Below are 18,768 nucleotides of genomic sequence, written 5' to 3'. Positions count from 1 at the left end.
CATAAAAGAAAGGGACGTCTAAACGAGCGAAACTTCAATTATATAGATAGTTCACCTATCTATTCAATTGTCGAGTCGTGGCGCAGAGTGCCACTTGCGCTACGCCTTGTTGTCTCAAGGACCTGGCGCTCGAATGCAAACCGCTGCTCGCCGTGGCGGCACAAGCCTGTCTGCCCCGTTTCCAAGGCTTTTTCTACGTCAACCCTTTGCAGCAAATCGGGACTTTTTCTGCAAGGTCGCCTTTCATTGTCAGTTTTCATTAACTATCGCAGCCCAGGCATAGTCAAACCGTACGGGGCCGTTCTATGATGTGGGCATCCTGATGGGCAGGTACCCGAAATCCTGTTCCCTCACCCCGTTTTTATGGCAGGAGTCTTTATGCAAAAGTGGCTGACACGCTACACCGCCTTCTACATCATCATTGGTCTTACCGCCTTTTTCTTGCTGTTGTCCCTGTTCAAGAGCGCGAGCTGGTTATGGCTGGCCATTCCCGGGCTGGCCCTATGCGTGCAAGGTTTGGTCGATATCACTCAGACTCGTCATGCCATTCGTCGCAATTACCCGGTTATTGGCAATCTGCGCTTTATTTTTGAAGCCATTCGACCTGAAATTCGCCAGTACTTCCTGGAAGGCGATGAGCAGCAACTGCCCTTCTCGCGTGCCGATCGCTCCTTGGTGTACCAGCGTGCCAAACAGCAGATCGACAAGCAGCCCTTTGGCACCCATCAAGAGGTCTATAACAACGGCTACGAGTGGATCAACCACTCCATGACGCCCAAACACATCAAGGACTCGCAGTTCCGAGTGCAGGTGGGCGGGCCAGACTGTACGCAGCCCTACTCGCTGTCTGTGCTGAACATCTCGGCCATGAGTTTTGGGGCGCTGTCGGCCAATGCCATTCTGGCGCTGAACAAGGGCGCCAAAATGGGCAACTTTGCCCACGATACAGGCGAAGGCGGAATCAGCACGTATCATCTGCGCCATGGCGGAGATCTGATCTGGAACATCGGGTCGGGCTATTTTGGTTGCCGCGATGAGCACGGCAACTTCTCACCCGAGCGTTTCGCCGAGCGTGCGACCCAGGATCACATCAAGATGATTGAAATCAAGCTGTCGCAAGGGGCCAAGCCTGGCCACGGCGGCATCTTGCCCGGCACCAAAGTGACGGCCGAAATCGCGCTGGCGCGGGGCGTCCCGGAGGGCGTGGATTGCAACTCCCCGGCCAGTCACAGCGCGTTCCGCACACCCGTGGAGCTATTGGAGTTCGTCGCTCAACTACGTACCTTGTCCGGCGGCAAACCGGTGGGCTTTAAACTGTGCATCGGACACCCCTGGGAATGGTTTGCAATTGCCAAAGCCATGCTCAAAACCGGCATTACTCCCGACTTTATCGTCGTCGATGGGGCCGAAGGCGGAACCGGAGCTTCTCCCGTCGAGTTCATTGACCATGTGGGCACGCCCTTGCGCGAAGCCCTGCGCCTGGTTCATAACACCTTGGTCGGCATCGGCCTGCGTGAGCAGATTCGTCTGGGCGCCTCGGGCAAGATCATCAGTGCTTTTGACATGGCACGCATCATGGCCCTGGGCGCGGACTGGTGCAATAGCGCCCGCGGCTTCATGTTTGCGGTGGGCTGCATCCAGGCCCAGGCTTGTCATACCGACAAATGCCCGACAGGCGTGGCTACCCAAGACCCGCAGCGTCAAAAAGCGCTGGTGGTTGACGACAAATCCTTGCGCGTGGCCAGTTTCCACGGCAATACGCTCAAAGCGCTGGCCGAGCTGCTGGGTGCTGCCGGGCTGGAGCACCCTAACCAGCTGCGCCCCCACCATATTGCCCGCCGCATCAGCAACGGCGAAGTCCGGGTTCTGTCGGCCCTGTTCCCCGATTTGAAGAAAGGTGAGCTATTGCGCGGCCACTACCGCCAAACCATTTTCCGGGTGGGCTGGCCCATGGCCAACCCCGACTCTTTCGAGCCGGCTTACAGCCTGAGCAAAGCCTTGTCGTACCTGAACGATGAGGCCGAGCCGGACGACATCATCAAAAAACAGGATATGGCTGACAGCGCGGGCCAGGCGCTGGCCTGAGCAGCGATGGCGGCAGTCTCCCTAACGAGACTGCTGCACTGTCCCTATTCCGGCATCCACTTCTCCATACACCTGCACGCCGGATGACCGACTCCAGCCTGTGTCAGAGGAACGATCCGCAGTTGAGCACGCCATCAGTCCGCCGACCATGAGCAAAGCGCCCAGCACTCCATAAATCTGTCGCATATCAAGCTCCTTGATGATAGGCAAATACTGTGCCACAGAATCTGGGCAAACAGATTTCCATCTGTACTAGAATGCTGAGATCATGATCAGGCACTGCGCACTTTCCTTCTCGGGTACTCGCAGCCGGTTTTTACTGGTGCTGGCACTGTGCGCCCTGCTGCTGCGCGGACTGATCCCCAACGGCTACATGCCGAGTGCCAATCCGGACAACGCCGCCGCCCTGAGCCTGTGCGTTCAAGGCGACTCCTTCCTGGCGCAATGGAGCGCTCAGCTCCCCGACCCAAAACACGATGAGCAGCACAGCCTGCATGCCGCCTGTCTGTTCGCGCAGGCCCAGGCGCAAAAAGCTCTTAACGATGGGCCCAGTCCCGCCTGGGATCTGGCACCCACACTCCCTCATATCTGGGACACTGCCCAACAGGCGGCGGCTCCCGTTCTTCCCCTAACGGGCCCGCCCCTGAGTGCGCGCGGCCCGCCTTCCTCGCTCGCTTGCTGACCTGCCCCGGCTGCCCGACGCGGCCACCTTATGTTGTCAATTAGCGGGATATTTCTATGAACGCCTCCTTCTCTCGCCGCCAGCTTTTGCTTGCCATGCTGGCGACTCCTTTGGTCCTGAGCGCCTGCGGCGACAAGGCCCCCAAGCAACCAGCCTTCCGTAACCTGGAAGGGGTGGACATGAGCAGCGCCGACTTTGCCAAGGATTTCAGCTTGCTGGATACCGAAGGCCAACGTCGTACGATGGTGGACTACCGTGGCAAGATCGTGCTGATCTTTTTTGGGTTTACCCAATGCCCTGACGTCTGCCCGACTGCACTGACTCGTGCCGTCGACATCAAGGAGCAGCTCGGTGAGGATGGCGACAAGCTGCAGGTCTTGTTTATCTCCATTGACCCAGAGCGCGACACGCCCGAACTGCTGCGTGCCTACATGCAGGCTTTTGACCCCGGTTTCGTGGCTCTGCGCCCCACCGAAGAAGAGCTGGCCAAAACCGCCAGCGACTTCAAAGTCTTTTACCAAAAGGTTCCGACCGGCTCCAGCTACACCATGGACCACAGTGCCTTGACCTATGTGTATGACACCCAAGGCAAGCTGCAAATTGCCCTGCGCCACACGCAAACGGCTGACGAAGCCGCGGCTGATATCCGCCAGGTGCTGGCTTTGAGCAAGTGAACCCCAACAGGATAACCAATATGAAACGTACGATTGCGAGCTCTCTATTCTCCCTGGCCGCTTTGTTGAGCCTGCCCACTCTGGCGCAGGCCGAAGTCACTGTGACTGATCCCTGGGTACGCGCCACCGTTCCTGGCCAACAGGCGACCGGCGCCTTCATGGTGCTCAAGTCCACTGACAACGCCCAATTGCTGGGTGCCAGCAGCAGCCTGAGCAAACAGGTTGAAGTGCACGAAATGGCTATGGACAACGAGGTCATGCGTATGCGCCAGGTTGAGAAAATCGACCTGCCCGCGGATACAGCAGTGGACTTGAAACCGGGCGGCTACCACATCATGCTGCTGGGTTTGGACAAGCAGCTTGAAGTGGGCAGCTCCGTGGATCTCACTTTGGAGATCCTGAATGCCGCCGGCCAGAAAGAGGAGCTGAAGGTTCATGCCCCCGTACGCGCCTTGAACAGCAAGGCGGGCCAAGGCCACCACGGCGCGCACGGCGGCCATTGAACCCGTGTCATCCGGCCCGATAGCCGCTCCGTTCATGGAAGAAAAGGCCGGGTTTCACATTTGCGGGTTTTCCATAATTGGCAGGTTTTGATTAGCTGACGTACAGTGAAATCACTGACAAAGTGTCAGTAAGCTGCCTGAAACGCAGCTTTCCAAAACTGCCATCATGGTAGTTCACCGCCGCCAGAGCGGCCACAGGCCCTACCGCAACGGTAGGGCCTTCGTCTTTTGGCCGTCGCCCTTCAGACACAATGCCCCTGCCTTTGCGTAACACTAGGCCCCTGCCCGGGTCTGGAGTACAGTTAAAACCGTAGCGCCGGTTTAACCTTGCAAGGAGTATGCAGATGGCCTCACGTCCTCATGACACCAATCGCTCTGAATTGCTACGTCAACTACCTTTGAAGCCAGGATGGTTTATTGGTCTGGGCATCGCCCTGATTATTCTGGGTCTGGTCGCCTTGATCTATGTCGTAGGTGCCACGGTTGCCAGCGTCGTTTACATCGGTATCCTGATGAGCATAGGCGGGGTGCTGCATCTTATCCATGCCTGGAGCTCCAAAGGCTGGCGTGGCTTTCTATTCTGGAGTTTGAGTGGCATTTTGTACTTGTTCGCCGGTCTGATTGCCATCAGCAATCCTCTGATGGGCGCGACAGTGCTGACCCTGGTTTTTGGCGCTTTCCTGATCGCATCCGGAGCATTCCGGCTGTGGATCTGGTTTCAGAATCGCGCCCAGGCTGGCGGCGGCTGGATGGCCTTTTCCGGACTGATCACGCTGGCGGCGGGGCTGATCATTGCTGCTGGCTGGCCAGGCAATAGTGTCTGGATTTTAGGCCTGATCCTGGGGATCGACCTGCTGACTCAAGGTTGGGCCAGCCTGTTGCTGGGCATGGCCATCAAACGCAACGAAGCCTGATGTCACCTGAGCCGACCCTGAGTGCTCGCCGCCCTGAACACGACGAGCGTCTTTGACCTGACTGGCTCATCACACCATGCCCGTCCCGCAACACATGTGGGTCGGGCATTTTACGATCTCGCCGTGGGCACCCAGATTGTCGGCCCCGAAAGCAGCCGCCTCTGTTCAGCCCTCCAGTCTCGGCAGTGCCGCATCACGCCCCCGCAACCAGGGCTGGCGCGTATGCGCCAGCATCGGTCCGTCACCTGGGCTGTCACCATAAGCCATGTCCAGCTCCACGGGCTTGTCACCCAGCCATGCCTGAAGGCGACGCACTTTTTCCTCTCCCCAGCAATTGGCGCTGGCCAGGCCCCTACAACCTTTGTGCTCATCAAATGCCAAATCGGTCGCCAGCACCTGAGCCATCCCCTGCTCGTGCGCCCAGAGCTGTAAATATATGGACGGCGAGGCACTGACCAACAACACCGTGTCCCCTCGCTCACGATGCGCACGAACCCGTTCCATCATCTCCGGGCGTAGAATCCGTGGCAGATAATCCCGTACATAAACGTCTGCCAAGGCCTGAACCTGCGCACGGCTCAATCCACCCAGGGCACTGCGCAGAAAACAATGCTTGATCGCCTGACGACGCAGCGGCCCCCGATCCCAAACGAGAAAGCGCGGCACACAAGCCAGGTAGGCCCGAATACAGACCGGCCAGCCTCGCATGCGACGGATGAAGTCCTGCAAGCTGTCCCGGTCTGTAATGGTGCCATCAAAATCAAATGCGACCAGCACACGCGCCCCTTTCATTGTGGAAAAAAAGAGCTAGTGTACGGGGGAAAGCCATGCTTCCCAAGTCAAGCTTTACAAGGCCCAACCACCCAGATAGAAGACGGCCAAGGCAAGGGCAATCAGCACGGTACCTACATTGAGGCGGCGCAGCTCACCTGAAAACAGGCGCCCCAGCACCAACGTACAAAAACCCAGCATGATGCCCGTGACAATATTAACAGTCAGCACGATAAACACCGCGCACACCAGGCCTGCCATCGTATCGACCGTATCGTCGGTATTCAGATGACGCACGCCACCCAACATCAGCAAGCCCACATACATGAGGGCCGGTGCCGTTGCATAGGAGGGTACCAATGCAGCCAGAGGCGAGAGGAAAATCAGCATCAAAAAGCCCAGCCCGACCACCACTGCGGTCAAACCAGTCCGCCCCCCTGCCGCGGTACCGGCAGCAGACTCAATATAGGCAGCAGCGGGCGACGCCCCCAGACTGGCCGACACCAGGGAGCTGAGGGAGTCCGTTGTCAAGGCACGACTGCCATTGATGATCTGGCCGTCCTTGTCCAACTGTCCGGCATTGCCTGCCACCGCGCGAATCGTCCCTGTCGCATCAAACACCGCTGTCATCACCAAGGCCAGCACACTGGGCAACACAACCGCGTTCAAAGCGCCGCCAATATCCATGGTCCCAATCAGAGAGTGCTCCCCCAACAAGCTGGGCATGGCGAACAGGCCTGTAAAACGCACATTGGGATCGAACACCAGGCCGATGGCAGACAAGCCCAGTATCACCAGCAAAATGCCCCCGGTTACGCGGCGTCGCTCCAGTCCAAAAATCGCTGCCAGACCCACGACGCTCAGCCAGACTGGCATGGAAGTTACATCCCCCAAAGCAACTGGCAAACCGGCGCCCGTATTGCGAGTGACCAGGCCCACTTCATTGGAGGCAATCATCAATAGGAACAGACCAATGCCTATGCCCGTGCCGTGCGCGATTCCCAACGGCAGATTGCGCAAGATCCAGGTACGAATGCCAGTGGCCGAAATCAGGGTGAAGATTAACCCCATCAGAAAGACCGCGCCCAGCGCCACGGCTGGACTGAGCTGCTGCCCCAGAACCAGATCGAAAGCCATAAATGCCGTCAGAGACAGGGCGCAGCCCACGGCAATAGGCAGATTCGCCCAGAACCCCATCAGCAAAGAGCCCAGGGCGCTGGTCAGACAGACCGCCACGAAAACAGCGGAAGTATCAAAACCCGCCTTACCCAGCATGGAAGGCACGACAAATACGGAATACACCATTGCCAGAAAGGTGGTCAGCCCTGCCAATACCTCCTGACGCAGGGAACTGCCGCGCTCTGTATAGGCAAAATGTTGTTGCAACCAACCACCCGTAAGCGGCGGAGCCAAGGCCTCCTGCCCTGGCCGCAATGCGGATTCTTGCTCAGCCATACTCCATGCTCCTTTATCAGTATTGTGATGTCTGAAACGGTGCGTTGCCGTCATCAGGAATCAGTAATGGACAGGTCCCGCCCCCCCAGGGGCAAGGCGCCTCTCACGACCTGAATCAAAAGCGGGCGTTGAGCAAAGACAAGTCCTGCCCCTGCCCGCAACAGAATGCAGACATGGGCAGAAAGAAGAGGTATACGGGGGTGTCTCCGACCGAACCGAGGCCTTTGCGGCGCTTCTTTTGATCCCGATAATGGGAAGTGAGGCTCATTCTACGAGCCGTCCGGGACAGGAAAATCACCTCTGGGTAATGAGGGTTATCAATCGCTTTGCCGGTCCGATACCGGCACATAGGCCTGGCCGATGAACTGCTGTCGCAGCTCCTGCCACTGGGCCTGCATCGCCTGAATCTGCGCGGGCTCGGGGCGCAGGCGTCCCGGTTCAAGCTGCATGAGGGCCAGCCCATATTTGGCTGCCGACAACTCCTGGGCCACGCTGGCCGACTGCTGCACGGCCTGGGCCGGGCGCGTTTGCCACATGGCTCCCAAACCCACCAGACCTTCCGCTGCCTTGCCCAGGCGCTGACGCACCGACCCCGCGATACTGACAGGCCAGACCTGGGTAAACATCAGATACATCACCGCATTGCCCAGCAAAATACCAATCACCCGGTCACGGGCCGAGTCCAGATCGAAGCTGGGGCCAAAGCCCTGCAAAACCACCAGATAAAAGGCAAAAGCAATTTGAATACCGGCATAAGAAATACGTTCGGGCCCGTAAAACACCCAGGCACCCAGCAAGGACACCAGAAACACCAAAGCCATCAAGGCGCCAATATCCTGCAAATACGGCATGATGAACAAGATCGTCACAAAGCCGAGCGCCGCCCCAAGCAGGCATCCCACAATCCGCAAGGCCAGCTTGTGAACGGTTTCCCCGGTCGAACCCAAGGCAGCCACATAACAGGTAATCATGGCGGTATGAATACCCTGCCAGTCCGCCGCGCTGTAGATCAGATAACACAATACAGCGGCTGCTGTCGCCTTCAGGGCATGATGCTGATAAACCGGGTTGCGGAACGCATCAGGGACCATGAACGACTCCTTCTCGGGTTCCGCCTTGCCAATGGACACGGCTCCCGACAAGGCCAACAAGGCATCGCGCAAGTCCTGCACGGCCAAGGCACTGGAAGCAGACAGCTCGGGCAAGTCCTGACCTGACGGCAGGCGCCCCTGCTCGATGGCTTGAGCACTGCGTTCACAATACGGAGCAAAGACGGCCGACTGCTCCGTATCCAGACCTTGATCCCGCAAGACAGCCACCGCCAGCAAGGCTCGGTACACATTGAGAATAGCTTGCTCCAGCTCTGCCTGCTCATGAGCAGGCCGCAAGTGAAACAATCTGATCCATCCCAATCGCTTCTGTTGGGCGCTGACGCCCAACGCCAGTTCATCCCACAAATCCTGTGTATCGGCCTGCCCCTGCAAGCCCTGCGCGGCCAGTCGCAAACGAGCAGCCAGTTCGCGACGCAACACCTTGTGCGGGTACAAACCAAAACACAGATTGAAGATCAGTACCAAGGCCATGGGCGAGGCGGTCATCAACCAGGCATAGAGCACCGCACGGGTAGCAATTTCGCCAAAAGGCACATAACCGAGCAAGGTCAGTACAAAAGCGATGACCAAGGCAATAATGCCCCCCAGCGGCCCCAGCTTGCTGGCCACGCCCAGAAACAGCAGCACAAAGGAAGTGAGCACCATGGCCAGCAGACGCCAGGCCGGGAACTGGATCGTGACCTGAATCAACGGCACCATCAACAGCACCACCACCGACACCAGCACGACCAGCGCCAGGGCCAGCACCGAACTTTCACCCGCATCGGACTTCATCACAAAAAAGATGACGAAGCAGCTGACGGCCGACTCGGGAATGCCGTAGTTCATGGCCAACAACACCATCAGGGCGCACAAGACTGCTACGCGCCAGCTCAGCGCCAAACGGCCGGGAGTGGGCTGCAGATCCTGCCAGACCAGCCGGGCCAGACCCAGCGAGCCGGTTTCAGCAGTTGCCATCGCGATGAATGATGGTGGTGGCCGAGGCGCCCATGCGCATCAGATCCGCAGGGGGGGCATCCAGACGAATGCGCACCGGGAAGCGTTGCGCCACCCGTACCCAGTTCAGGGATTTTTGTATGTAAGGCAGGCTGCGCGGCAGGTTGATCTGCTCCTGACTACTCACGCCCCAGCCGATTTCCTCGACTTTGCCCGAGAGCTTGCGCGAAGGGTCCGACAGCACATAGACCGTCGCGCAATGGCCAGGCTTGATCTCTTTCAGGTCGGTTTCACGGTACATGCCAGTGACATACCAGGAGTCGGTATCAAGCAAGGTGAACACAGAAATGCCCGGCATCAAATGCTCTCCCGACCCGACACGCAGACCGACGATACGGCCATTGTGCGGAGCCTTGACCTGGGTATGTTCCAGATCGCGCTGGGCCATCGCCAAGCCGGCCTGGCGCGCTTGCACCATCGCTTCCTCGGCCTGGGTATTGCCCACCAGCGCCTGGGCAGCACCCGACTGCTCTGTGGCCTGTTTCAAGGTGACCTGGGCATCGCGCAGCAAGGTATTGGCCTCATCCAGCTGCTGCTGAGAAACGTAGCCTTTGGCCGCCAGGTTCGCCAGGCGGCGCTGGCTTTGCGCAGCCATGGCCAGATTGGTCTTGGCGCGGGTGATCTGGTCGTCGGCAATGACCGCATTATGTCCTTCTGCCCGCACGGCCCGCTGCTTCATGTCCAGCGTGGCCTGAGCCAGCGCCAGCTCTGCCTGGGCCTGCTCCAGACGCAGCTGATAAAACACCGGGTCTACGGTAAAGAGCAAGTCATCGCGGCTGACATACTGCCCATCCTGCACCGCCATGCGCTCAATGCGCCCGGGCAGGGAGCTGGAAATGTGAACAACGTCAGCGCCAATCACCGCATCTTCAGACAGGGGATTATTGGCCAAACGCTGCAAATACCACCAGGCCAGGATAAGCGCGGCAACAACAATCAGCACGCTCAATACACGGGCAAGGCCTTTACGAGAAGAAGATGTCTGTGCCTGGGTCATGGCTCAGTTACTCGAAGAAAAGAAGAAGTGCGGCAAACGTCAATGCCAGCGTCAAACAGGCGTAGACGGGCAGGCGCATGGGCAGGGCATCGTCCACACCCACACGGATCAGCCCCCAACGAATCAACACGGTCAACAGCACGGCAAGCAGCACGCACACCAGCCAGGCGGGGAAATACGAGCCTGCCATATAGACCGAAGGCGCAAGAGAACAACCGCCCAACAAAGGCAGCACTGTCAGACTGGCTGTAAGCGCACGCATGCGTGGCACCCCCCCGATTATTTTTAATACGATCCCCGTATCTTGCTCAGATAACTGCGGGGAATTGTACCTGAGCCCTTTCAGGCATAGACCTTTTATTCCTGCCGGATCGTACATCTGTGTCTCTCGCATTTTTACGCGTATAGTGACAAGCAACTTTCTGATAGGGCCTCAATGACCACCGTCATTTATACAGAATCGCCATGGACGACGTAAACCTGACCTTGAGCATGCTGGCTGCCGTTTTAATCAGCAACAGCATGGTAAAGATGATTCCCGTTGCCATCCCTGCTCCTTTGGTGCAGATCCTGATCGGCTTTTTGATCGCAGGTTGGTTCAATCACGGCATCACCCTGAATCCGGACCTGTTCTTTTATCTGTTTCTGCCGCCCCTGCTCTTTCTGGACGGCTGGCGCATTTCCAAAGAAGGTTTAATTCGAGATCGGATCGGCATTCTGGTTCTGGCTTTCATTCTGGTATTTTTGACCGTGTTCGGCTTGGGGCATGTTTTGCACTGGCTTATTCCCGCCATGCCCTTGCCAGTCGCTTTTGCATTGGCCGCCATTGTTTCGCCAACCGACCCGGTCGCCGTTTCCGCCATTACCCGGCGCGTGCCCTTGCCGCCACGACTGCAAGCCCTGCTTGAAGGTGAATCCCTGTTCAATGACGCCAGCGGACTGGTGGCGTTTCGGCTTGCTGTCGCCCTGGCTCTGGGCGGCTCTTTTTCAGTCACGGCAGCCAGCCAGAACTTCCTGTGGCTAACGCTTGTCGGCCTGGCCGTGGGTGTGGCAACCACGCGCGCCCTGCTGCTGGTGCGCAATCTCTTTGTGCGCCGCTGGGGCGAGGAGCCCGGGGCCGAAGTCCTGTTCAGCCTGCTGCTGCCCTTTGCGTCCTACTACCTGGCCGAGCAATGGGAAGCGTCCGGCATTCTGGCTGCTGTAGCGGCGGGCGTTACCATGAGCTATGCCGAACTCTCGGGCAATGCGCTGGCCGCCACCCGCATGCAGCGCAAGACCGTGTGGGACACCGTGCAACTGAGCTTGAACGGCATGATGTTTGTCCTGCTGGGCGAACAGTTGCCAGCCATTTTTCGGGGCGCGGTACAGGTGGTCCAAGAAACCGGCCACCACAATCCTGCCTGGCTGCTGGTGTATGCGGTGGCCATGTGTACCACCTTGATTGCACTGCGGTTTTTATGCGTGTACGGCTATTTATGGCTGCGACGAGGCCTTTCACTACTGGGGCTGCGTCATCACGACGAAACCGCTCAGGCCAATCCGCTGCTGGTGCTGGTCCTGTCGGTTGCGGGGGTGCGGGGCGCCGTCACCCTGGCCGGTGTCATGACCTTGCCGCTGACCTTAACGGACGGCAGTCCCTTCCCGGCCCGCGACCTGGCGATCTTTCTGGCCTCGGTCGTCATTATCGTCTCGCTGCTGACCGCCAGCCTGGTTTTACCTCCCCTGATGAAACGCGTCTCCTTTCCGACTTTGCGACGCCGCCAGGAGCAGGAAGAACTGGCCGAGCAGGCCGTGCGACACGCCAGTGCGCAATCGGTCGCGCAAACACTGAATGAACTGATTGCCCACAATCCCGAGTCCTCCGGAACGCGCTACACCGCCATGGCCGACCGGGTCCTGAGCGCCATTGCCCATAGCCCGCCCGCCGAAGGGGTTGACCAGGATCTGGCCGAACAGGAGTTGGAGAAAAACATGCAAATCCAAGCCATCCGCGCGGCTCGCAACGCCGTTTACACCCTGGCGCGTACCCGTCAGATATCCGATGAAATCGCTCGCGAACGGGTCCGATTACTGGACCTGATCGAATTGCGCATGTCTTGAGTCCGCTCTTTCTCTTTCCCCTACCTTTGATTTTTCAGGATGCCATGCAGACCTATTCTTACCTGGGCCATTCCCCTGCTCTGCGCCAACAACGTCTGGCTTATCGCCACGGTGTGCCGGCCTGTGTTTGCGCGCACCCCTCCATCCCTTTCATTCACAAGCGTCTGAGCGCAGCGGCCAGCTTTGCTCCCAACGCCACCCCAACAGGTCCGGCCTTCCAGTCCAACAATGCCTTGGAGCAAAAGCCGCTCGCCCTGTCCCCAAAACTCATTCTGAGCAATCTGCGCCTGTTCGATGGCCAGAGCACCGAGTTGAAAAACGGTCTGGCCGTTCAGATTGATCAGGGTCGCATCACAGCGGTCATGCCGGTAGCCGAGATTCCCGCCGATGCCACCGTCATGGATTGTCAGAATAAAGTGCTGATGCCCGGGCTGATTGACGCACACTGGCATAGTCTGCTGTGTGCAGTAGACCAGATGACCGCCATGATGGCCGACCCGGCTGATCTGCATTTGATTGCCAGCAAAGAAGCCGAGCGTACCTTGCTGCGCGGCTTTACCACCGTGCGCGATGCCGGTGGCCCCAGCTTCTCGCTAAAACGCGGTATTGATATGGGCTTGCTGCACGGTCCCCGCATCTACCCCAGCGGGGCGATGATTGCGCAAACCGGGGGGCACGCCGACTTCCGGATGCGTTACGAAGTCCCCCGGGCGCAGGGCGATCTGAGTCACACCGAACGGGCCGGGGTCACCTGTATTGCCGATGGGCCCGACCAGGTTCTGCGTCGCGTGCGTGAGCAACTGATGTTGGGGGCCAGTCAGATCAAGCTGATGGCTGGGGGCGGAGTGACGTCCTTGTACGACCCCCTGGAGGGATTGCAGTTTAGCGATGCAGAGCTGCGCGCCGCCGTCGGCGCCGCCAGCGACTGGGGCACCTACGTAATGGTGCACGTTTACTGTGCGCGCGGCATCCAGCGTGCCATCAAGGCGGGAGTCAAATCCATCGAGCATGGCCAACTGGCAGACGACGAAACGGCCCGCATGATGGCCGGCGAAGGCGTGTGGTGGAGTTTGCAACCATTCCTGGCCGACGAGGATGCCAACGTCCAGCGCGACCCACACAGCAAAGCCAAGCAGCAGCAGGTTGCCGTGGGCACTGTACGTGCCTACGAACTGGCCGACAAATACCAGATCCAGACCGCCTGGGGCACGGATATTTTGTTTACCCCCGCTCATCTTCCCCATCACGGCCGGATGCTGTCCAAACTGACCCGTTTTTATGAACCGCTCAAGGTGCTGAAAATGGCGACAGGAGACAATGGCCGCCTGCTGCAACTGTCCGGCCTGCGCCAGCCATATGAAGGCGAGCTCGGCGTCATTCGCCCTGGCGCTCTGGCCGATCTGCTGCTGATCGATGGCGAGCCCGAACACAGTCTGGACTTTCTGGAACAGCCCGACCAGAACCTGCTGCTGATCATCAAGGATGGCAAAATCTACAAGAACGCCCTGCCCGCCTGACCCTCACCCCCAGGAGATCCCATGCCAGACGACATCATGCAGCTATTCAAACTGATCGGCCTGGGGCTGGCATTTTTGCTGCCCATGGCCAACCCCTTAACCGCCATGGTGATGTACTTGTCTTTAGGCGTGAGCCTGAGTGCAGAGGAAAAAAAACAGCAGCTGCGCCAGGCAACGCTATGCGTGACCCTGGCCCTGCTGGTGACCTATTACGCCGGGTTGTGGATTACATCGGCCCTGGGCATTTCCATGGTGGACATACGTATCGCGGGCGGCCTGATCGTGGCCTACATCGGTTTCCGCATGCTGTTTCCTCCCGCTGTCAGTGACATGGTGTCCCAGGCCAACGATCAACATACGGCCTCGCACAACAATATCGCGTTTGTGCCCTTGACGCTGCCATCCACTGTGGGGCCCGGCACCATGGCTCTGGTCCTCAGTGCCTCGTCCCAAATGCATGGCATGCGCGGACAGTATGCCCAATGGGTCCTAATGGTGGCCCCTGTGATTCTGGCGGTTCTGATCGGCCTGATTTTTTTCATCTGCCTGCGCTCCTCTTTGAGCATCGTGCGTGTCATTGGTCATGGCGGCGTCGATGCCATCTCACGCATCATGGGGTTTTTATTGGTTTGCATGGCCGTGCAGCTGGTCCTGGAAGGCGGTCAGCAGTATGCTGCCACGCTGCTAACCCATTCTGCCGCCTCCTGAGTGTATGTTTATGTCTTGTTTGCCTGCTCTGCGTCTTAGCCTGAGCGTGACCGCCGCCCTGATCCTGACGGCCTGTGCGGCTCCGGACCACCGGTCCGTCGCTTCACCCGCCTCCGGCCAGGATGCCCCTGAGCCGCCCCGACTGACACTGGCCAACGAGCCGGGCCCCGACTCCAGCCAGCCCATCCCTACGATCCGGGCGGGTCACGAATACAGCCTGCCTGAACTGATCGATCTGGCGCAACGCCTCAATCCCAGCACCCGTATCGCCTGGGGCGAGGCCCAGCAAGCTGCGGAAGCCGCCGGCATGGTGCAAAGCGCCTACCTGCCGCTTATTTCTGCCAGTGTGGTGGGCGGCTATATACGCAGTGATCGGGACGACAGTGTTCACATTCTGGGCAGAGAAATCGATGTGGACTACGACACCCATTTAAGTGGTGCCGTCCCTTCGCTTACCTTGAAATGGCTGCTGTTCGATTTTGGCAAGCGGGCAGCCTTGCAAAAGGCGGCGGACAAACTGGCCATGGCCAGCCGGATCACCTTCAGCGGTGTCCACCAGGCCGTTATTGCCGAGGTGTCCATCAGCTATTTCAACTACAACTCGGCCCGTCAGCGCGCGCGCATCTCTGCTCAAGGTCTGAAAAATGCCACCTTGATCGAAGACATTGCTCTGGAGCGGCAACGCAATGGCCTGGGCACCCAGATCGAAGTGGCCCAGGCGCGGCAACTCAAGGCACAGGCCCGTTTGCATCACGTCAATGCCAGCACACTGGCACGGCAGTCCTATCAGACGTTGTTGGGGGCCATTGGCCTGTCACCCGAGGCGGAGCTTTCGGTCGCGGACAGCGCCTCGCGGCCCTTGCCGGAAGACCTGGACATTCCCGGCAACGCAATCCTGAAAAAAGCCATTGCACAGCGCCCTGATGTTCAGGCATTGCAAGCCGCGCATCAAGCCAGTCTGGCGGGCATCGAATCTGCCGAAGCGAGCTTCATGCCCAAATTGGCACTCATGGGCTTCATGTCCAAGCGCATGGGCTCACTGAGCGTCGGCAGCCTGCCAGAGATCAGCCCCCAAGCCTCCTCCCGGGGGGCCGTGCTGGCCTTAAGCATCCCGCTTTACGATGCAGGATTGCGCAACAAGCAAGTGCGCGAAGCCCAGTTACGCGCTGACACTGCGCGCGAACGTGTCGTCAAGACCGAGCAGGATGCCTACAAGCAACTGATCATCGCCGCCGATGCCTTGCGCGCAGCTCTGGAATCCCACCAGGCCGCCAGCAGTCTGGTCGAGGCCGCCCAGATCACCTACCAGGGCGCGCTGGAGTCTTATCAGGAAGGTCTGACCGGCATGACCTTGCTGACCGAAGCCCACACGGGGCTGCTGGGCGCCCAGGAGGCCCAGACTCTGGCCCATACGGCAGGGCTGGTGGGCTCCGTCAATCTCGCTTTTGCCATGGGTGAACTCAACCAGGCGCCCAAAGAGCCCTAAACCCTCAATCTTAAGCAGCGGCGCCTGGCCAACCCTGCCATCCGGCTGGGCCTGCCTCGAATGCCGGCCCAGTCAATCGGGGCAGGGGCTCCGGCCGAGCCCAGTCATCCACGAAGGGAGCCTCTCGCGGCTCCCTTTTCATGGGGGCAAAAAAGGTGTGCACCCACGCCTTACTGCGCCTCAATGGCATCCAGGGCTTGGGCCAAGCGTTCTACAGAACGCTCGATATGAGTCAGCTTGTCCAGGCCAAACAAACCAATGCGGAAAGTCTTGAAATCGGCAGGTTCATCACACTGCAAAGGCACGCCCGACGCCGCTTGCAAGCCAGCCTTGGCAAACTTCGCCGCCGAATGAATCCCGTCGTCCGTGGTGTAGCACACGACAACGCCCGGGGCCTCAAAACCCGGCGCGGCCACGCTGCGAAAACCGTGCTCACTCAACAGAGCGCGCACTTTGCGACCCAGCTCAAGCTGACGATTGCGGACCCAGTCAAAACCCAGCGCTTCGGTCTCGGCCATCGCCTCTTGCAGAACCTTCAATGAATCCGTAGGCAAAGTCGCGTGGTAGGCGTGAGCCCCATTTTCATAGGTTTCCATAATCTGCAGCCACTTGCGCAGATCGCAGACAAAACTGGTGCTGGTTGTACTGTCAATGTGCTGACGAGCCCGCTCGCTCAACATCACCAGGCCGCAACACGCTGAACCGGTCCAACCTTTTTGTGGCGCGCTAATCAAGACATCCACGCCCACATGCTTCATATCCACCCAGACGGTGCCAGAGGCAATGCAATCCAGCACAAACAGTCCGCCGACCGCATGCACCGCATCTGCTACCTGACGCATATAGTCATCTGGCAGCATAATGCCCGAGGCCGTCTCCACATGCGGGGCAAACACCAGGGCCGGCTTTTCAGCCTGAATCGCGGCGATCACTTCCTCGACAGGCGCAGGCGCGTAGGCCGCCTGCGTCCCTGGCTCGATCGGACGAGCTTTCAGAACCGTCGTGCTGGCAGGGATGGAGCCCATATCGAAAATCTGCGTCCATCGGTAGCTGAACCAGCCGTTACGAATCACCATGCACTTGCGATTAGTCGCAAACTGACGGGCGACCGCCTCCATGCCGAACGACCCGCTGCCCGGCACCACAATCGCCGAGTGAGCCTGATAGACCAGCTTGAGCGTGCGAGAGATTTCGCGCATCACTTCCTGGAAGGTTTTCGACATGTGGTTTAGCGCGCGATCGGTGTAGACCACCGAATACTCAAGCAGGCCGTCCGGATCAACAGGCGTATTGGTGTGAGACATGAAAACCTCGGAATTCAGAGAGAAAAAATAGTAAGCTCCAGGGATTTTAGACCAAGCCATCCAACACGGTCTGCTTGTCCCATCGCGTAGTCTGCTCAGACTAAGGTTTATCGGAAGCAGGCCGTGCCTTTCTTGACTCCAGTCCCGGCTATGAGTACCGTGATGGGCACGTTTCACCCGGCCCGAACATGACAATGCATGTAGCCCGCTTTAAGCCAAATACCTTGGGACGCGATATTGCCGTGGGAGATATTCACGGTTGCTTCACCAAGCTGAAGAAGTCTTTAAAACGGATTCGGTTTAATCCCTCCAAGGACCGGCTTTTTTCAGTGGGGGACTTGGTAGATCGCGGCCCGGAGTCGCACCAGGTTCTAGACTGGCTTGACCTGCCCTGGTTTCACGCAATTTGTGGCAATCACGAACAACTGACCTGGCGGCGGGCGATTGGACAAGCGATTCAAGAAGTAGACCATCGTGTGCATGGCGGGCTATGGCTGGACGACTGCACACCGGACGAACAATCCCTTATCGCGCAACGCCTGCAAGCCCTGCCTTTGGCAATGGAAATTGAAACGCCCCTGGGTTTAGTGGGTATGGTGCATGCCGACTTCCCCTACGAAGACTGGCAACACATCCATACCCAGGCTTTCGATGCCAATGACCGCTATGTTTGCATGTGGTCCAGAGACCGCTATGTGACGGGCTACGACGGTCTGGTCAGTGGCGTGCGAGCCTTGGTGCATGGGCACCAGACAACGCACAAAATGCGGCAATTGGGCAATGTGTTTTTCATTGATACCGGCGGGTGGCTGGATCATGGGCATTTCACCTTGCTGGACTTGAAGCGCTTGGTGGCTTTGTAGGCGTTTTTCGTCAATGCTGGTGCGGGCTTCTTCCCTCACGCTGTCTCTGCACCGGCTTGAACATCGGTCATCCCCCAGAAAAGAACAGGCGGATGACCACCCCATCAAGACATCGCCCTAACTCTGCTGTCTGTAATGATGTCTCTAACGCAGAGGATCTTTGAACTGCAGCAGAAAGCCGGGTTTGTAGGCGCTGCCGTCCAGATACGATTCCATTTTCCGGCATTTGGCGTTGCGGGTTTTATTGACCTGGAAGTCGGTCACGATTTGCGTGGCGTCGTCATACACCACTACCACAGAGCACTTGCGAGGCAGTTCGCGTTCATAAAAATACAGGCCTGTGGTCATACCAGGCCGATCGGTGTTGTGATAGGCGTAGCTATCTGTGAATGTCACCGTTTCAACTTCGTCAAATATCCAGTAATAGTAGGGTTTGCCATCGTTGGTTATTCCAGACTGTTGCAAACGTTTGGGCATGGCGTTCACGGCTTCCGATACAGGTTTGCCCTCAAAGCGGGAAGGAGCCCGATGTGCGGCACAGCCTGCCAGCACGAGAGCAAGGGCGCAGATACCAAGTTGTTTAAAGGGAATCATTCGAAAA

At 58.5% G+C, this 18,768-nt stretch carries 18 protein-coding genes; 10 read left to right on the top strand and 8 right to left on the bottom strand.

All coding sequences use genetic code 11. The features are described from left to right. Positions 1-378 precede the first annotated feature (378 nt). Entirely contained in the window at positions 379-2,085 is a 1,707-nt protein-coding gene (locus ACOZ42_RS05990) for an FMN-binding glutamate synthase family protein (RefSeq protein WP_131071472.1), read from the top strand. Positions 2,086-2,106: 21 nt separating this feature from the next. Here the strand turns inward: ACOZ42_RS05990 and ACOZ42_RS05985 are convergent, their stop codons facing one another. Further along, complete coding sequence (locus ACOZ42_RS05985) at positions 2,107-2,271, bottom strand: hypothetical protein (protein WP_157784347.1); 165 nt, start codon at positions 2,269-2,271, stop codon at positions 2,107-2,109. A gap of 82 nt (positions 2,272-2,353) precedes the next feature. Between ACOZ42_RS05985 and ACOZ42_RS05980 the strand changes: the two genes are divergently transcribed. The 4 genes from ACOZ42_RS05980 (at position 2,354) to ACOZ42_RS05965 (ending at position 4,858) form a co-directional block, all read left to right on the top strand. After that, on the top strand, positions 2,354-2,767 hold the full coding sequence (locus tag ACOZ42_RS05980) for a hypothetical protein (protein WP_415302245.1): 414 nt from the start codon (positions 2,354-2,356) through the stop codon (positions 2,765-2,767). Positions 2,768-2,823: 56 nt separating this feature from the next. Next, positions 2,824-3,441: an SCO family protein gene (locus tag ACOZ42_RS05975; RefSeq protein WP_426345670.1), complete on the top strand. Its 618-nt coding sequence runs from the start codon at positions 2,824-2,826 to the stop codon at positions 3,439-3,441. A gap of 20 nt (positions 3,442-3,461) precedes the next feature. Then, complete coding sequence (locus tag ACOZ42_RS05970; protein ID WP_131071469.1) at positions 3,462-3,944, top strand: copper chaperone PCu(A)C; 483 nt, start codon at positions 3,462-3,464, stop codon at positions 3,942-3,944. A gap of 344 nt (positions 3,945-4,288) precedes the next feature. Continuing rightward, positions 4,289-4,858, top strand: a complete 570-nt coding sequence (locus tag ACOZ42_RS05965; RefSeq protein ID WP_059317868.1) for a DUF308 domain-containing protein — start codon at positions 4,289-4,291, stop codon at positions 4,856-4,858. A 165-nt stretch (positions 4,859-5,023) separates the two neighbouring features. Here ACOZ42_RS05965 and ACOZ42_RS05960 read toward each other — a convergent pair whose 3' ends face one another. The 5 genes from ACOZ42_RS05960 to ACOZ42_RS05940 form a co-directional block, all read right to left on the bottom strand. After that, positions 5,024-5,635: an HAD-IB family hydrolase gene (locus ACOZ42_RS05960; protein ID WP_242633038.1), complete on the bottom strand. Its 612-nt coding sequence runs from the start codon at positions 5,633-5,635 to the stop codon at positions 5,024-5,026. A gap of 69 nt (positions 5,636-5,704) precedes the next feature. Beyond that, positions 5,705-7,084 (bottom strand): NCS2 family permease, encoded by a 1,380-nt coding sequence (locus tag ACOZ42_RS05955; RefSeq protein ID WP_003801691.1) that lies wholly within the window; start codon positions 7,082-7,084, stop codon positions 5,705-5,707. A gap of 317 nt (positions 7,085-7,401) precedes the next feature. After that, on the bottom strand, positions 7,402-9,153 hold the full coding sequence (locus ACOZ42_RS05950) for an FUSC family protein (protein WP_426345669.1): 1,752 nt from the start codon (positions 9,151-9,153) through the stop codon (positions 7,402-7,404). Further along, positions 9,140-10,189 carry a multidrug transporter subunit MdtN gene (mdtN, locus tag ACOZ42_RS05945; protein WP_003801696.1) on the bottom strand — a complete coding sequence of 350 codons (1,050 nt, stop codon included), beginning with the start codon at positions 10,187-10,189 and terminating at the stop codon, positions 9,140-9,142. Before mdtN ends, ACOZ42_RS05950 begins: the two co-directional genes overlap by 14 nt. 7 nt (positions 10,190-10,196) lie before the next feature. Further along, positions 10,197-10,451 (bottom strand): YtcA family lipoprotein, encoded by a 255-nt coding sequence (locus ACOZ42_RS05940; RefSeq protein WP_003801698.1) that lies wholly within the window; start codon positions 10,449-10,451, stop codon positions 10,197-10,199. Between the two features lie 203 nt (positions 10,452-10,654). Between ACOZ42_RS05940 and ACOZ42_RS05935 the strand changes: the two genes are divergently transcribed. Genes ACOZ42_RS05935 through ACOZ42_RS05920 form a run of 4 tightly spaced genes read left to right on the top strand, consistent with a single transcriptional unit; the run spans position 10,655 to position 16,000 of the window. Then, entirely contained in the window at positions 10,655-12,289 is a 1,635-nt protein-coding gene (locus tag ACOZ42_RS05935) for a Na+/H+ antiporter (RefSeq protein WP_003801700.1), read from the top strand. A gap of 44 nt (positions 12,290-12,333) precedes the next feature. Next, the gene (locus tag ACOZ42_RS05930) at positions 12,334-13,806 is read left to right on the top strand and encodes a metal-dependent hydrolase family protein (RefSeq protein ID WP_003801702.1); all 1,473 of its coding nucleotides are present in this window, start codon (positions 12,334-12,336) and stop codon (positions 13,804-13,806) included. Between the two features lie 21 nt (positions 13,807-13,827). After that, positions 13,828-14,514, top strand: a complete 687-nt coding sequence (locus ACOZ42_RS05925) for a MarC family NAAT transporter (RefSeq protein WP_426345668.1) — start codon at positions 13,828-13,830, stop codon at positions 14,512-14,514. Between the two features lie 10 nt (positions 14,515-14,524). Beyond that, positions 14,525-16,000 (top strand): TolC family protein, encoded by a 1,476-nt coding sequence (locus ACOZ42_RS05920; RefSeq protein WP_426345667.1) that lies wholly within the window; start codon positions 14,525-14,527, stop codon positions 15,998-16,000. Between the two features lie 170 nt (positions 16,001-16,170). Here ACOZ42_RS05920 and ACOZ42_RS05915 read toward each other — a convergent pair whose 3' ends face one another. Continuing rightward, positions 16,171-17,304, bottom strand: a complete 1,134-nt coding sequence (locus tag ACOZ42_RS05915) for an aminotransferase class V-fold PLP-dependent enzyme (protein WP_059317948.1) — start codon at positions 17,302-17,304, stop codon at positions 16,171-16,173. A gap of 188 nt (positions 17,305-17,492) precedes the next feature. Between ACOZ42_RS05915 and ACOZ42_RS05910 the strand changes: the two genes are divergently transcribed. Then, positions 17,493-18,167: a metallophosphoesterase gene (locus ACOZ42_RS05910; protein ID WP_426345666.1), complete on the top strand. Its 675-nt coding sequence runs from the start codon at positions 17,493-17,495 to the stop codon at positions 18,165-18,167. Between the two features lie 144 nt (positions 18,168-18,311). On the opposite strand, the gene ACOZ42_RS05905 is transcribed toward ACOZ42_RS05910, so the two are convergent. Next, positions 18,312-18,761 (bottom strand): hypothetical protein, encoded by a 450-nt coding sequence (locus ACOZ42_RS05905; RefSeq protein ID WP_426345665.1) that lies wholly within the window; start codon positions 18,759-18,761, stop codon positions 18,312-18,314. Between the last annotated feature and the right edge of the window lie 7 nt (positions 18,762-18,768).

This window comes from Alcaligenes sp. HNGD-HTN06 (assembly GCF_049932565.1).
Classification (GTDB): Bacteria; Pseudomonadota; Gammaproteobacteria; order Burkholderiales; family Burkholderiaceae_B; genus Alcaligenes; species Alcaligenes ammonioxydans.
Note: the sequence above shows the minus strand (reverse complement) of the source record. Positions and strands in the feature narration are given on the sequence as shown.

What these genes read in the sequence shown, in the direction of transcription:
- ACOZ42_RS05925 (WP_426345668.1), top strand. Translation starts at nt 13,828, where the DNA reads ATGCCAGACGACATCATGCAGCTATTCAAACTGATCGGCCTGGGGCTG.
- ACOZ42_RS05935 (WP_003801700.1), top strand. Translation starts at nt 10,655, where the DNA reads ATGGACGACGTAAACCTGACCTTGAGCATGCTGGCTGCCGTTTTAATC.
- ACOZ42_RS05970 (WP_131071469.1), top strand. Translation starts at nt 3,462, where the DNA reads ATGAAACGTACGATTGCGAGCTCTCTATTCTCCCTGGCCGCTTTGTTG.
- ACOZ42_RS05915 (WP_059317948.1), bottom strand. Translation starts at nt 17,304, where the DNA reads ATGTCTCACACCAATACGCCTGTTGATCCGGACGGCCTGCTTGAGTAT.
- ACOZ42_RS05920 (WP_426345667.1), top strand. Translation starts at nt 14,525, where the DNA reads ATGTCTTGTTTGCCTGCTCTGCGTCTTAGCCTGAGCGTGACCGCCGCC.
- ACOZ42_RS05910 (WP_426345666.1), top strand. Translation starts at nt 17,493, where the DNA reads ATGACAATGCATGTAGCCCGCTTTAAGCCAAATACCTTGGGACGCGAT.
- ACOZ42_RS05965 (WP_059317868.1), top strand. Translation starts at nt 4,289, where the DNA reads ATGGCCTCACGTCCTCATGACACCAATCGCTCTGAATTGCTACGTCAA.
- ACOZ42_RS05940 (WP_003801698.1), bottom strand. Translation starts at nt 10,451, where the DNA reads ATGCGTGCGCTTACAGCCAGTCTGACAGTGCTGCCTTTGTTGGGCGGT.
- ACOZ42_RS05955 (WP_003801691.1), bottom strand. Translation starts at nt 7,084, where the DNA reads ATGGCTGAGCAAGAATCCGCATTGCGGCCAGGGCAGGAGGCCTTGGCT.
- mdtN (WP_003801696.1), bottom strand. Translation starts at nt 10,189, where the DNA reads ATGACCCAGGCACAGACATCTTCTTCTCGTAAAGGCCTTGCCCGTGTA.
- ACOZ42_RS05985 (WP_157784347.1), bottom strand. Translation starts at nt 2,271, where the DNA reads ATGCGACAGATTTATGGAGTGCTGGGCGCTTTGCTCATGGTCGGCGGA.
- ACOZ42_RS05975 (WP_426345670.1), top strand. Translation starts at nt 2,824, where the DNA reads ATGAACGCCTCCTTCTCTCGCCGCCAGCTTTTGCTTGCCATGCTGGCG.
- ACOZ42_RS05950 (WP_426345669.1), bottom strand. Translation starts at nt 9,153, where the DNA reads ATGGCAACTGCTGAAACCGGCTCGCTGGGTCTGGCCCGGCTGGTCTGG.
- ACOZ42_RS05990 (WP_131071472.1), top strand. Translation starts at nt 379, where the DNA reads ATGCAAAAGTGGCTGACACGCTACACCGCCTTCTACATCATCATTGGT.
- ACOZ42_RS05980 (WP_415302245.1), top strand. Translation starts at nt 2,354, where the DNA reads ATGATCAGGCACTGCGCACTTTCCTTCTCGGGTACTCGCAGCCGGTTT.
- ACOZ42_RS05905 (WP_426345665.1), bottom strand. Translation starts at nt 18,761, where the DNA reads ATGATTCCCTTTAAACAACTTGGTATCTGCGCCCTTGCTCTCGTGCTG.
- ACOZ42_RS05930 (WP_003801702.1), top strand. Translation starts at nt 12,334, where the DNA reads ATGCAGACCTATTCTTACCTGGGCCATTCCCCTGCTCTGCGCCAACAA.